We start from the raw sequence: 12,692 nt of genomic DNA on the forward strand, positions 1-12,692 counted from the left end.
ACAAATGCAGGCATCGTCGACGGTCTGTGCTTTGCTGATTGGGGACGATTCAATCGCGGCGCCGGGGGCGCCTTGGGGAGCGGGCATGCTGGAAAGGCTGTTTCAACTAAACGCACACAACACCAACGTGCGCACCGAGATTCTCGCGGGCGTCACCACCTTCCTGGCCATGGCCTACATCCTGTTCGTCAACCCGAGCATCCTCGGCGAGACCGGCATGGACAAAGGCGCGATCTTCGTCGCCACGTGCCTTGCCGCCGCCATCGGCTCGGTGACCATGGGCCTGATCGCCAACTACCCCATCGCCCTGGCACCGGGCATGGGCCTGAACGCCTTCTTCACCTACACCGTGGTCCTGCACATGGGCCACACCTGGCAGGTGGCCCTGGGCGCGGTCTTCCTCTCGGCGGTGCTGTTCTTCCTGCTGTCGATCTTCCGCATCCGCGAATGGATCGTTAACAGCATTCCACTGCCGCTGCGCTCGGCCATCGCCGCCGGCATCGGGCTGTTCCTGGCGCTGATCGCCCTGCACAACGCAGGTATCGTCGTGGACAACCCGGCCACCCTGGTAGGCTTGGGCGACCTCAAGCAACCCGCACCGATCCTGGCGACCCTGGGCTTCTTCCTGATCGTGGCCCTGGAGGCCATGAAAGTCCGCGGCGCCGTGCTGATCGGCATTTTGGCGGTGACCCTGGCCTCGATCCTGATGGGCGTGACGCCGTTCGGTGGCGTGGTGTCCATGCCGCCCTCGCTGGCGCCGACCTTCCTGCAACTGGACATCAAGGGCGCCCTGGACGTCGGCCTGATCAGCGTGATCTTTGCCTTCCTGTTCGTCGACCTGTTCGACAACTCCGGCACCTTGATCGGCGTGGCCAAGCGCGCCGGCCTGATGGGCAAGGACGGCCACATGCCGAAGATGGGCCGGGCCCTGATCGCCGACAGCACCGCCGCCATGGCCGGCTCGCTGCTGGGCACCTCGACCACCACCAGCTACATCGAATCCGCCGCGGGCGTGAGCGCCGGCGGCCGCACGGGCCTGACCGCCATCGTGGTCGCGATCCTGTTCCTGCTGGCGCTGTTCTTCGCGCCATTGGCCGGTAGCGTACCGGCCTTCGCCACCGCGCCCGCGCTGCTGTTCGTCGCGGTGCTGATGGCCTCGGGCCTGGCGGAAATAAACTGGGACGACGTCACCGAAGCCGCGCCGGTGGTGGTCACCGCCCTGGCCATGCCGCTGACCTACTCGATCGCCAACGGCATCGCCTTCGGCTTCATCACCTGGACCGCCATCAAGCTGATCTCCGGCCGCTACCGCGACCTGAACTCGGCGCTGGTGATCCTTTCCATCCTGTTCGTCATCAAGCTGGGCTGGTTCAACGCATGAGTGCTGTTTTCGACCCTTCCGCCTATTCCACGCAGCTTGAGGGCAAAGTCGCCCGGCTGCGTGAACTGCTGGCGCCGTTCGGCGCGCCGGAGCCGGCCGTCTTCGACTCGCCACGCGAGCACTATCGCCTGCGCGCCGAGTTTCGCCTGTGGCGCGAGGAGGGCCAGCGCCACTACGCGATGTTCGCCCCGGGCGAGAAACACCAGGCGATCCTGATCGACGATTTCCCCATCGCGAGCGAACAGATCAACGCCCTGATGCCGCGCCTGAAGGCCGCCTGGCAGGCCAGCGAGGAGCTGGGTAACCGCCTCTTCCAGGTGGAGTTCCTCACCACCCTGGCCGGCGATGCCATGATCACCCTGTGCTACCACCGCCCGCTCGATGAGGCCTGGGAAGCCGCTGCACGGCAATTGTCCGAGGACCTGGGCGTCAGCATCATCGGCCGCTCCAAGGGCAAGCGCCTGGTCATCGGTCGCGACTATGCCGTGGAAAAACTGGATGTGGCTGGCCGCGTATTCAGCTATCGCCAGCCCGAAGGCGCCTTCACCCAGCCCAACGGCGCGGTGAACCAGAAGATGCTGAGCTGGGCCTTCGAGGCCATCGGCGATCGTGAGGATGATCTGCTGGAGCTCTATTGCGGCAACGGCAACTTCACCCTGCCGTTGGCCACCCGCGTGCGCCAGGTGCTGGCGACCGAAATCAGCAAGACATCGGTCAATGCCGCGCTGAGCAACCTGGATGAGAACGGAGTGGACAACGTGCGTCTGGTGCGCCTGTCGGCCGAAGAGCTGACCCAGGCGCTGAACGAGGTGCGTCCGTTCCGTCGCCTGGAAGGCATCGACCTGAAAAGCTACGACTTCGGCACGGTGTTCGTCGACCCGCCGCGCGCCGGCATGGACCCCGACACCTGCGAACTGACCCGCCGCTTCGAGCGGATCCTGTACATCTCGTGCAACCCCGAGACACTGGCGGCCAACATCGCCCAGTTGCAGGACACCCACCGCATCGAGCGTTGCGCGCTGTTCGACCAGTTCCCGTACACCCACCACATGGAAAGCGGCGTACTGCTGGTTCGACGCTGATCCGCGCAATGGCGGGGTCGCCCTGGCCCCGCCACTGGCAGCAAGGAGCGATGTGCCAATGGACCAGTTGAGCGCCATGCAGACCTTTCGCCGGGTCGTCGACCTCGGCAGTTTCAGCGCCGCCGCCGTCCAGGCCGGCGTGTCCCACACCGTACTGTCACGCCAGGTGAAGAATCTCGAGCGCCAGCTCGGCACGCAACTGCTCACCCGAACCACGCGCCGGCTGCACCTGACAGAAGCCGGGGGGCTGTTCTATCGTCACTGCGTGCAGATCCTCGAACAGATGCAGGCCATGGCCCTGGAGTTGTCCGAGCACCAGCAACAACCGACCGGCACTTTGCGCTTGAGCGTGTCCACCGCCTTTGGCGAACTGGAGCTGGGGCGATGGTTGCCAGACTTCGTCGAACGCCATGAGCGCCTGCAGATCGAGCTCAACTGCACAGACCGCTTCGTCGACTTGCTAGCGGAAGAAACCGATGTCTGCCTACGGGTCACCGACCACCTACCCGACTCCAGCCTAGTGGCACGCAGACTGGCGACCAGCGACGTCGTGCTGGTCGCCGCGCCAGCCTACCTCCAGCGCCATGGCACACCCAGCACACCCGACGCACTCGCCGCCCACCCGCTGCTCGGCTACAGCCAACTGCTGCACCCACAACGGCTGTTGCTCACTGGCGCCAATGACGAGCAGCGCCAGGTCCTGATGCCTTCGCGCCTGAGCGCCAACTCGCCCATGGCCTTGCGCGCCGCCGCCATCGGAGGCCTGGGCATCGCCAGCTTCGATCGCTTCATCGTTCATGACGCCCTGCGTGATGGGCGATTGGTGCCGGTGCTCGCGCAATGGTCACTGCCCCCACGCACCCTCTATGCCGTATACCCCCAAAGCCGTTACCTGGCTCCCAAGGTCCGTGCCCTGCTCGATTATGTACAGGCGTACTACGCCCAACCGCGCTGGCAAGACTGACCTGTGCACAAAGAGCACAAGTCATGAACATTGAATAATGTATTTGTGCGAAAACAGATTGATTAACCTTCGCCTCACACCCATCACGCGAAGGAGTCACCCCATGAAAGCACTGCACGCGCTGTTCACCGGTCTGACCTTGGTCACCCTGGCCGGCGCGGCTCTTGCCGCCAACGATAGGCTGGTCTCGGTCCCTGACAGTACCACCCTGAAATGGCAGGACGTGCCAGGAACCCAAGGCGTGGTGAGCTTTGCCAATGTCGAAGGTGAGCTGTTCGGCAACGGCCCCTACTCGGCCTTCGTGAAGTTCCGCAAAGGCACCGACAACGGCCTGCATATGCACAGCCAGACCCTGCCGACAGTGGTGCTCAGCGGCACATTCTATGCGGTGATCGATGGCAAGCGCACCGAGTACCCGGCGGGCGCCTACTACCAACTGCCTGCCAAGCTGGTGCATCAGAGCGGTTGCACCGCAGTTGCCGATTGCCTGTTGTTCCAGTACCAGGCCGATGCATTCGACCTGGTTCCAGCCAAAGGCTAAGCGTCTGGGGCCGCGACGCGGCCCCGATTCACTCAGAAGTCGAAGAACACCGTCTCCCCTTCCCCCTGAATACGGATATCGAAGCGATACGCCGTCTTCCCATCCACCTCGCAACGTCGGGCGATCAACGTCTCACGCCGCTGCGGCTGCTCGATCAGGTTGAGCACCGGACACTTGGCGTTGGCCTCGCCTTCATCATCGAAGTACAAGCGCGTATGCAGGTGGATGTTGATCCCCCGCGCGAACAGACTGATGTTGATGTGCGGTGCCATGGGCACGCCTGCGGCATTGCTCACCACACCTGGCTTGACCGTGTGCAGGGTCCATTCGCCGGCATCGAAGGTGGTGGCGGTGCGACCAAAGCTGTTGAAGGGGTTCTCGTGGTGATACTGATCCTGGTATTCACCGTTGGCATCGGCCTGCCAGAACTCCAGGAACGAGTCACGCACCAGGTGCCCGTTGCCGTCGTACACATGACCGATCAGCAGGATGTGCTCGCCCAACGCGTCCGGTTTGGCCAAGCGATTCCAGATCTCCTGATCACGGGTGGGGTTGCCGGCCGCTTCCAGGGCCAGGCCGATGTGCACGTAGGGGCCGGCAGTCTGCGAAGGGGTTTCCGGCAGCAGTTCGATAGGCATGACGGGGTTCCTCAGCAGTTTTCGAAGTGCGTCTTGCGCTGGCCGCGCAGCACGATGTCAAAGCGGTACGCCAGGCAGTCCATCGGGTTGGCGTTATTCATGTCGAGCTTGGCGATCAGCCGCTGCACGGCATCAGGGTTGGCGATCGACTTGACGATCGGGCACAGCGGGATCAGCGGGTCACCCTCGAAGTACAGCTGGGTGATCAACCGGGTGGCGATCGACGGGCCGCTGACCGACACATGGATATGCGCCGGGCGCCAGTCATTGGGGCCATTGCGCCATGGGTAAGGGCCAGGCTTGATGGTGCGGAAGCTGTAATAGCCATCACGGTCGGTCAGGCTGCGGCCGACACCGCCGAAGTTCGGGTCCAGCGGGGCCAGGTAGCGATCGTTCTTGTGCCGGTAGCGGCCGCCGGCATTGGCTTGCCACATTTCCACCAGGGTGTCGGGCACCGGCTGGCCATACTGGTCGACCACTCGGCCTGCGACGATGATGCGCTCACCAATCGGCAGACCACCGTGGTTGAAGTTGAGCAACAGATCATTGTCGTGAGGGCCGAAGCCCAGATGGGAAAAGTCCGGCCCGGTGCTTTCACTGATCGACTGCGGGATGCTGACCAATGCCTGGCGTGGCGAACGGGCCACGGAGGTCTTGTAGTCGGGCGTGAAGGCCTTGGGGTGCCAGTTGCGATCACGGATCACGAAGCGGCTGGTGTCCTGGGCGGGCATGCCGTGTTCCTCTCTTGGAATTGTCGGGCACCTGTGCGTGGCAGGTGGACATGCAGTTTCGGATAGGTCATGGGACATGAACATTGAAAACAGCGCCACCTTACATAACCATATGGTTATGCATTCACAGATTGGCTGACACTCGAAACAGCCCTGAACTAATCTTTGTGCTCATGTTTCAAGCCCCGGAGAACACTACATGGAATGGCGAAAAGGCCGGCGCAGCGACAATGTGGTCGATGCCCGAGGTGAAGGGGGTGGTGGCGGCATGCGCTTTGGCGGTGGCAAAGGGCTGGGGCTCGGCGCCATCCTGCTGATCGTCGGCATCGGCTGGATCACCGGGCAGGACCCGCTGCAAATCCTCGGTCAGCTCGCCGGCCAGATGGAGCAACAGCAGCAACAGGCGCCGTCTGGCGCGGGCGGCAAGGCGCCTCCAACCAATGACGAGCAGGCCGAGTTCGTCGCCTCGATCCTGGGCGACACCGAGGACACCTGGAAGGCCTTGTTCGCCCAGGCTGGCAAGCAATACCGCGACCCCAAGCTGGTGCTGTTCAGTGGCCAGGTGAACTCCGCCTGTGGTTTCGCCTCCTCGGCGGTCGGACCGTTCTACTGCCCGGCAGACCAGCGGGTGTACCTGGACATGACCTTCTTCCGCGAGATGGAAACCCGCTTTGCCGCCGCCGGCGACTTCGCCCAGGCCTATGTGATCGCCCACGAGATCGGCCATCACGTGCAGACCTTGCTTGGCGTCTCGGCCAAGGTCGATGCGGCCCGGCGCAACGGTCAGCGCATGGAAGGCGACAACGGCCTGCTGGTCCGTCAAGAGCTGCAGGCCGATTGCCTGGCGGGCGTCTGGGCCTACCAGGCCCAAAAGCGCCTGAACTGGCTGGAGCCCGGCGATGTGGAAGAAGCCCTCAACGCCGCCAACGCCATTGGCGACGACCGCCTTCAGCAGCAGGGCCAGGGCCGTGTGGTGCCGGACTCCTTCACCCATGGCACCTCGCAGCAGCGGGTGCGCTGGTTCAAGACCGGCTTCGCCAGCGGGGATGTGAACCGCTGCGATACTTTCGGTGCACGTAGCCTCTGACAGACCGGGCCGCTTTGCGGCCCATCGCAGGCTTCGCCCCCCCCCCCCCCCGGTAACCTTCTGTAGGCACTGGTGAGGCCTGCGATAGGTTGCAACGCAGTCTCCTGCCATCTCCAAAACGCAAACGTTTTCAGTGGGTTACAAATCTGCTGAAAAAGCGTTTCAGCTTCACCTCGCCTTGCCGATAACTCCAGACATGAATCAGCGGGCGCCGATAACAACAATGCCCAGCGATTGGAGATCAAGCGAGCGAAAATCAATTTTCTGGAGAGCGTGCCATGAACGGCTGGTTTGCCAATATCAGCGTCAACCTCAAACTCGGATTGGGCTTCGGCCTGGTCCTGCTTCTGACCGGCCTTCTGGCCCTGACCGGCTGGACCAGCCTGGGCGGCCTGATCGATCGCAGCAACTGGATGAGCGACATCACCAAGCTCAACAGTGACCTGACCAACCTGCGCGTGGCGCGCCTGCAGTACATGCTGACCAACGGCGACGACACCTCGGCCGCCAACGTGCTAAACAAGCTCGACGCCTTCGGTGCCCAGCAACAGCACCTGGTCAACACCTTCAAGAGCCCCGAGAACGTCAAGCTGCTGCGCGAGCAGGGCGATACCATCGCCAAGTACCGGGTCTCGCTGGACAAGATGCGCAAGGCCTACAAAGCCAGCCTCGCCGCCCGCAGTGGCATGGACCAGGCCGCACGCCAGGCCAGCGAAGCGCTCGCCGCCATCGAGACCAGCAGCCGCGACGCCCTGGCGCGCACCTCCAGTGATCCAGCCACCCTGGAGCAGTTCCTGGCGATCAGCCAGGCCAAAGAGCAATTCGTCCAGTTGCGCCTGGATGCCCGTGGCTACATTGCCGATCTCACCAGCGAGGCCGAGCAGACCGCCAGCCGCCAAGTCGAGAAAACCCTGGGGGAAATCGACAACCTCAAGCGCCGCCTGCCAGGCGAGACCGCCCGCATCCAGTCGTTCGAAACAGCCATGACCGGCTACCGCGATGCCCTGCGCCAGTTCCGCGACGCCATCGCCGAGGTCGCCGTGGCCCGCGCGGAGATGACCGTCGAAGGCGCCGACATCGTCAAGCGCAGCGACCAGCTGTACCAGATCCAGCTGGATCGTCGCGACAGCGAAAGCGCCCAGGCCCGCAGCCTGCAGACCATCGCCACGCTGCTGGCACTGCTGGTCGGCGTGCTGGCGGCATTCCTCATCACCCGCCAGATCACTCGCCCTTTGCGTGAGACCCTGGTGGTTGTGGAAAAAATCGCCAATGGCGATCTGACCGAGAACCTGCGCGTCACCCGTCGCGACGAACTCGGCGCGTTGCAGCAAGGCATCGCGCGCATGGGCACGACCCTGCGCGAGCTGATCACCGGCATCCGCGATGGCGTTACCCAGATCGCCAGCGCCGCCGAGGAGCTGTCGGCGGTGACCGAGCAGACCAGCGCGGGTGCCAACAGCCAGAAAGTCGAGACCGACCAAGTGGCCACTGCCATGCACGAAATGGCCGCCACCGTGCAGGAAGTAGCGCGCAACGCCGAGCAAGCCTCTCATGCCGCCACCGGTGCCGATGAAGAAGCCCGCGCCGGTGATCGAGTGGTGGGCGAGGCGATCAACCAGATCGAGCGCCTGGCCTCGGAAGTGCACCGCTCCACCGAAGCCATGAGCCTGCTGCAGCAGGAAAGCCAGAAGATCGGCAGCGTCATGGATGTGATCAAGTCAGTGGCTGAGCAGACCAACCTGCTGGCGCTGAACGCCGCCATCGAAGCCGCCCGCGCCGGTGAGGCCGGCCGTGGTTTCGCGGTGGTCGCCGATGAGGTCCGCGGTCTGGCGCAGCGCACCCAGCAGTCCACTGAGGAAATCGAAGGCCTGGTGGCCAGCCTGCAGAACGGTACCCAGCAGGTGGCCGATGTGATGAACGACAGCCGCAGTCTGACCGACAGCAGCGTTGAGCTGGCGCGCAAGGCGGGCGCGTCGCTTGAGAACATCACCCGCACGGTGTCGAACATCCAGTCGATGAACCAGCAGATCGCCGCCGCTGCCGAGCAGCAGAGCGCCGTGGCCGAAGAAATCAGCCGCAGCATCCTGAATGTGCGCGATGTATCGGAGCAGACCGCGACCGCAAGTGACGAGACCGCTGCCTCGAGTGTCGAACTGGCGCGTCTGGGTGGGCATCTGCAGACGCTGGTCAGCCAGTTCCGCGTCTGACTTCACCTTTAGTAGCGCCCTGTTCGCGGGTGAACCCGCCTCCACAGGCTCGGCGGTGCCCTTGAGAGCAGCGCACCCCTGTGGGAGCGGGTTCACCCGCGAATGCGTCAGGCCAGGCAACCTTGCATGACCTGACTCACGACCGGCTTACTTGACGATCATCCCTACCCCCCGCCCACGTGGGTCAGAGGCAGTCTCAAGCTTCTCGCCCGTCACCCGGATCGCCTGGATGTCGCCCATCTCCCAGCCCTGATCCTCCAGCACATAGCCCATCTTCTTCAGATCGTCAGCCACCTGGCCGGTCAGCGGCGCATAGCTGTCGAAATAAATGGTGTCTTTGGGCAGCAGCTGGTGATGCACACGCTGGGCCGCGACGGCTTTCTCCAGCGGCATGTCGTAGTCGTACAGGTTGTTCATCACCTGGAAGATCGAGGTGAAGATCCGCGAGCCACCGGGCGTGCCGAGCACCAGCGCTACTTTGTCGTCACGGGTCACCAGGCTTGGGCTCATCGACGACAGCATACGCTTGCCCGGCTCGATGGCATTGGCATCGCCACCGACCACGCCGAAGGCGTTGGCCGCGCCAGGCTTGGCGCTGAAGTCGTCCATCTCGTCGTTGAGCAGGAAGCCTGCGCCCTTGACCACCACGCCACTGCCGTAGTCGAGGTTCAGGGTGTAGGTGTTGCTCACCGCGTTGCCCTGCTTGTCCACGATGGAGAAGTGCGTGGTCTGGTGCGGCTCCAGGCCCGGCTTGACCTTGTCGGTGTCGGAGATCGCGTTCGGGTTGACCTGCGCGGCGCGTTTGGCCAGGTAGTCCTTGGCGACCAGTTTGTCGACCGGCACCTTGGTGAAGGCCGGGTCACCCAAGTAGTCGGCACGGTCGGCGAACACGCGCTTCTCGATCTCCGAGAGCAGATGGATGTACTTGGCCGAGTTGTGCGCCACACCTTTGAAGTCCGCCGCGCGGTCTTCCTTGATGCCCAGCAACTGGGCCAGGGCCACGCCACCGGAGCTCGGAGGTGGCGCGGTGTAGACGGTGTTGCCGCGCCAACTGATCGCCATCGGCTGGCGCCACACGGCCTTGTAGTCCTTGAGGTCGGCCTTGGTGATCAGGCCCTTGTCGGCCTGCATCTGCGCCACCAGCAGGTCGGCGGTCTTGCCCTGGTAGAACTCGCTGACGCCCTTGTCGGCGATGCGCTCCAGGGTCTGGGCAAGCTCAGGCTGCTTGAACAGCTCGCCCACTTTCATGTTGCCGAAATAGTCGTTGAAGTTGGTGGCGGTCTTGAACATGCCCTGGGCATCGTTGCGGTACTGGTACTGCTTCTCGGCCACCTTGAAGCCGTTCTTGGCATAGCCAATGGCGGGGGTCAGCAGTTCGCTCCAGGGCAGCTTGCCGAACTTCTTGTGGGCCTCCCAAAGGCCCATCACGGTGCCCGGCACACCGGCTGCGCGAGCACCGACCAGGCTGAGGTTCTCGATGACCTCGCCTTTTTCGTCCAGGTACATGTTGCGGCTGGCCGCCTTGGGCGCCACTTCGCGGTAATCGAGGAAATACGGCTTGCCATCGACGAACAAGGTCATGAAGCCGCCGCCGCCGATGTTGCCGGCCTCAGGGTAGGTCACCGCCAACGTGAAGGCCGTGGCCACGGCGGCATCCACCGCGTTGCCGCCCTTTTTCAGGATGTCGGCAGCCACCTGTGCGCCATATTGATCGGGCGCGGCCACCGCGCCACCCTCCAGGGTGACCGCAAAGGCGGAGGAACAGCTCAGGATCGCGGCCCCGAGGGCCATGGACTGGAACATGACGATACGCATGCGCACTTCCTTGGTGTTGTTTTTGTTGATCAGTCATTAAGGCCGAAGCCGCTCGACTACGCAAACATCCTGGGAAGATTGCGCCGCCCCTGCGCAGGTCCTGTCGTGTTCAGGCAATTCAGCAGGCGTACATCGCCAGCTTCTTCTGGATGAAATCCAGGAAGCACTGGATGCGCAGGGCCAATTGGGTATTGCGGTAGTAGACCGCATGGATGGGCTGGCGATAGCCATTGTTGAAATCGCCCAGCACCACCTGCAGGCGGCCACTGCGGATGTCCTCATGGGTCATGAAGTGCGAGAGGCTGACGATACCCTCTCCCGCCAAGGCCAGTTGACGCAAGGTCTCGCCGCTGGAGGCAATCAGGCTGGGACGGATCTGCCAGTAGTCACCCTGGGCATGGCGCAGCGGCCAGCGATTGAGCGACTCCGGCTGGCTGAAACCGAGCAAAGAATGCGCATTCAGGTCCTCGACCTTCCCTGGCGTGCCATGGCGCGCCAGATACTCAGGGCTTGCCAGCACCTGGATCGGGCTGCACCCCAAGGCGCGGGCGTGCAGGCTGGAGTCGGCCAGCTCGCCGATGCGGATGGCCACGTCTGTGCTCTGCTCCAACAGGTCGATGATCAGATCGTCCGTATTGAGCTCCAGCTCGATATCCGGGTACTGACGACGGAACTCACCGATCCACGGCAGGATGGCGTGCAGCATGAACGGCGCCGCGGCGTTGATGCGCAGGCGCCCGGAAGGCGTCTGGTTGTGCATCGAAAGGTGCTCTTCCATGTCGTCCATCTGCTCGAGGATCCGCCGCGAGCGTTCGAGGAAAAAGCGACCTTCCTCGGTCAGGTCCATACGCCGGGTGGTGCGATTGACCAGCGTGGTGCCGAGCTTGCTCTCCAGCCGCGACAGCGTGCGGCTGACCGCCGACGGGGTCTGGCCGATCTGCTCGGCGGCGGCGGAAATCGAGCCGCAGTCGATCACGGCGACGAATACCTGGAGCTCTTCGGATCGGGTTTTCACGTATCAGGCCTGTATCGGGGAATGCCGTGATTGATAGCGGGTGACAGGGCTTCATGCAAGGCGCCCATCGCAGGCCCTCACTGAGCCTTGCCGAACACCTTGTCCAGGTGGGCTTCATAGGCCGCCACCGCCGCAGGCACATCCGGACGCTTCATCACGTCCACCGCCAGGAAAGTCGGCAGACCGGTCATGCCCAGGAACTGGTTGGCCTTGTGGAACGGGAAATACACTGCATCCACTCCCTTGCCCTCGAAGAAGTCGCTTGGATCGTCGAAGGCTTGCTGTGGCGCGTTCCAAGTGAGCGAGAGCAGGTACTGCTTGCCCTGGATCAGGCCGCCGCTGCCGTACTTCTGCGAGGCGTCGGAGCGGGTGCGGCCATCGTTGGCGTACAGGCTGCCGTGGCCTGCGGTGAAGACCTCATCGATGTACTGCTTGACGGTCCACGGGGCGCCCATCCACCAGCCGGGCATCTGCCAGATCACTGCATCAGCCCAGAGAAACTTCTCGACTTCTTCTTGAACGCTGTAGCCACCATCGATGAAGGTCTGCTTCACATCGAAACCTGCGCGGTCCAGATGGGCCAGGGCAACGTCATGCAGGGTTTCGTTGAGACGGCCGTCGGAATGGGCGAAGCGTTTGCCGCCGTTGAGCAGAAGAATCTTTTTCATGGGAGCCTCCAATAAGGGAATGATCGGAGGCTGTCGGCCACCGGTCAGGTCAACTTCGATGGCGGCAGATTAGGCATCTGGGAGGCTGAGAAAAAGCGTTCGAAAGGCAAAATACATTTGCGCTCAAATCATGAATGTCACGCCAATTATTGCTTTAAAATTTTTCCATCTCCCATCCCATGAGGCCTGTCATGACCGAGCAATACGCGTTCATTCTCAAAGCCAAGACCCGTCCGGAAAAAGCCGAGGCCTTCGAGCGATTGTTCCGCGCCTATGTCGAGCCGAGCCGCCAGGAACCGGGCTGCATCGAGTACCACATGCTGCGTGACCAACAGGACCCCAGCCTGTTCGTGTTCTATGAAGTCTGGGCCAGCAAGGCCGACCTGGACGTGCACTCTGCCCTGCCGCACATGCGCGAGTTCTTCGAACAGCGCATGGAGTACCTGGAGCGCGACTTCGACATCCAGCTGATCGAGATGCTCAGCCCCTCCTCGGCTAGCCGTTGAGCAGCAGGTGCCCGCCCAGCAGCGCCAGCAGGGCGGGCACCAACATCAATCAAGACT

12 protein-coding genes and 1 pseudogene are annotated in these 12,692 nt (G+C 63.2%); 8 read left to right on the top strand and 5 right to left on the bottom strand.

The window, feature by feature from the left end:
- The first annotated feature begins 85 nt into the window (after positions 1–85).
- The 4 genes from IEC33019_RS20340 to IEC33019_RS20355 all read left to right on the top strand — a co-directional run bounded on the left by IEC33019_RS20340 (position 86) and on the right by IEC33019_RS20355 (position 3,968).
- Entirely contained in the window at positions 86–1,381 is a 1,296-nt protein-coding gene (locus IEC33019_RS20340) for an NCS2 family permease (protein ID WP_070092766.1), read from the top strand.
- Entirely contained in the window at positions 1,378–2,463 is a 1,086-nt protein-coding gene (gene trmA, locus IEC33019_RS20345) for a tRNA (uridine(54)-C5)-methyltransferase TrmA (RefSeq protein ID WP_070092767.1), read from the top strand. Before IEC33019_RS20340 ends, trmA begins: the two co-directional genes overlap by 4 nt.
- Positions 2,464–2,521: 58 nt before the next feature.
- The gene (locus IEC33019_RS20350) at positions 2,522–3,427 is read left to right on the top strand and encodes a LysR family transcriptional regulator (protein ID WP_070092768.1); all 906 of its coding nucleotides are present in this window, start codon (positions 2,522–2,524) and stop codon (positions 3,425–3,427) included.
- Between the two features lie 103 nt (positions 3,428–3,530).
- The gene (locus IEC33019_RS20355) at positions 3,531–3,968 is read left to right on the top strand and encodes a cupin domain-containing protein (RefSeq protein ID WP_070092769.1); all 438 of its coding nucleotides are present in this window, start codon (positions 3,531–3,533) and stop codon (positions 3,966–3,968) included.
- Positions 3,969–4,000: 32 nt separating this feature from the next.
- On the opposite strand, the gene pcaG is transcribed toward IEC33019_RS20355, so the two are convergent.
- A complete protein-coding gene (gene pcaG / locus IEC33019_RS20360) occupies positions 4,001–4,606 on the bottom strand; it encodes a protocatechuate 3,4-dioxygenase subunit alpha (RefSeq protein ID WP_070092770.1) in 606 nt (201 codons plus the stop codon).
- Positions 4,607–4,617: 11 nt separating this feature from the next.
- Positions 4,618–5,337: a protocatechuate 3,4-dioxygenase subunit beta gene (pcaH, locus tag IEC33019_RS20365; protein ID WP_070092771.1), complete on the bottom strand. Its 720-nt coding sequence runs from the start codon at positions 5,335–5,337 to the stop codon at positions 4,618–4,620.
- 199 nt (positions 5,338–5,536) lie between these two features.
- On the opposite strand from pcaH, the gene ypfJ reads away from it, so the two are divergent.
- The 3 genes and pseudogenes from ypfJ (at position 5,537) to IEC33019_RS28295 (ending at position 8,631) form a co-directional block, all read left to right on the top strand.
- Positions 5,537–6,424: a KPN_02809 family neutral zinc metallopeptidase gene (ypfJ, locus tag IEC33019_RS20370; protein WP_070092772.1), complete on the top strand. Its 888-nt coding sequence runs from the start codon at positions 5,537–5,539 to the stop codon at positions 6,422–6,424.
- Between the two features lie 413 nt (positions 6,425–6,837).
- Positions 6,838–7,728: pseudogene (locus IEC33019_RS28290) on the top strand (methyl-accepting chemotaxis protein); the annotation flags it as partial.
- A gap of 198 nt (positions 7,729–7,926) precedes the next feature.
- The gene (locus IEC33019_RS28295; RefSeq protein WP_372340683.1) at positions 7,927–8,631 is read left to right on the top strand and encodes a methyl-accepting chemotaxis protein; all 705 of its coding nucleotides are present in this window, start codon (positions 7,927–7,929) and stop codon (positions 8,629–8,631) included.
- Between the two features lie 147 nt (positions 8,632–8,778).
- Here the strand turns inward: IEC33019_RS28295 and ggt are convergent, their stop codons facing one another.
- The 3 genes from ggt to IEC33019_RS20390 all read right to left on the bottom strand — a co-directional run bounded on the left by ggt (position 8,779) and on the right by IEC33019_RS20390 (position 12,129).
- On the bottom strand, positions 8,779–10,446 hold the full coding sequence (ggt, locus tag IEC33019_RS20380) for a gamma-glutamyltransferase (protein ID WP_070092776.1): 1,668 nt from the start codon (positions 10,444–10,446) through the stop codon (positions 8,779–8,781).
- A 118-nt stretch (positions 10,447–10,564) separates the two neighbouring features.
- Entirely contained in the window at positions 10,565–11,461 is an 897-nt protein-coding gene (locus IEC33019_RS20385) for a LysR family transcriptional regulator (RefSeq protein ID WP_070092777.1), read from the bottom strand.
- 77 nt (positions 11,462–11,538) lie between these two features.
- Positions 11,539–12,129 carry an NAD(P)H-dependent oxidoreductase gene (locus IEC33019_RS20390; RefSeq protein WP_070092778.1) on the bottom strand — a complete coding sequence of 197 codons (591 nt, stop codon included), beginning with the start codon at positions 12,127–12,129 and terminating at the stop codon, positions 11,539–11,541.
- 191 nt (positions 12,130–12,320) lie between these two features.
- On the opposite strand from IEC33019_RS20390, the gene IEC33019_RS20395 reads away from it, so the two are divergent.
- Positions 12,321–12,635 (top strand): putative quinol monooxygenase, encoded by a 315-nt coding sequence (locus IEC33019_RS20395; protein ID WP_070092779.1) that lies wholly within the window; start codon positions 12,321–12,323, stop codon positions 12,633–12,635.
- The last annotated feature ends 57 nt before the right edge of the window (positions 12,636–12,692 follow it).

The organism is Pseudomonas putida (assembly GCF_002741075.1).
Lineage (GTDB): Bacteria > Pseudomonadota > Gammaproteobacteria > Pseudomonadales > Pseudomonadaceae > Aquipseudomonas > Aquipseudomonas putida_T.

Bases quoted from the DNA above. Each gene is read 5' to 3' on its own strand.
- IEC33019_RS20340 (WP_070092766.1), top strand. From the start codon at position 86: ATGCTGGAAAGGCTGTTTCAACTAAACGCACACAACACCAACGTGCGC.
- trmA (WP_070092767.1), top strand. From the start codon at position 1,378: ATGAGTGCTGTTTTCGACCCTTCCGCCTATTCCACGCAGCTTGAGGGC.
- IEC33019_RS20350 (WP_070092768.1), top strand. From the start codon at position 2,522: ATGGACCAGTTGAGCGCCATGCAGACCTTTCGCCGGGTCGTCGACCTC.
- IEC33019_RS20355 (WP_070092769.1), top strand. From the start codon at position 3,531: ATGAAAGCACTGCACGCGCTGTTCACCGGTCTGACCTTGGTCACCCTG.
- pcaG (WP_070092770.1), bottom strand. From the start codon at position 4,606: ATGCCTATCGAACTGCTGCCGGAAACCCCTTCGCAGACTGCCGGCCCC.
- pcaH (WP_070092771.1), bottom strand. From the start codon at position 5,337: ATGCCCGCCCAGGACACCAGCCGCTTCGTGATCCGTGATCGCAACTGG.
- ypfJ (WP_070092772.1), top strand. From the start codon at position 5,537: ATGGAATGGCGAAAAGGCCGGCGCAGCGACAATGTGGTCGATGCCCGA.
- IEC33019_RS28295 (WP_372340683.1), top strand. From the start codon at position 7,927: ATGGCCGCCACCGTGCAGGAAGTAGCGCGCAACGCCGAGCAAGCCTCT.
- ggt (WP_070092776.1), bottom strand. From the start codon at position 10,446: ATGCGTATCGTCATGTTCCAGTCCATGGCCCTCGGGGCCGCGATCCTG.
- IEC33019_RS20390 (WP_070092778.1), bottom strand. From the start codon at position 12,129: ATGAAAAAGATTCTTCTGCTCAACGGCGGCAAACGCTTCGCCCATTCC.
- IEC33019_RS20395 (WP_070092779.1), top strand. From the start codon at position 12,321: ATGACCGAGCAATACGCGTTCATTCTCAAAGCCAAGACCCGTCCGGAA.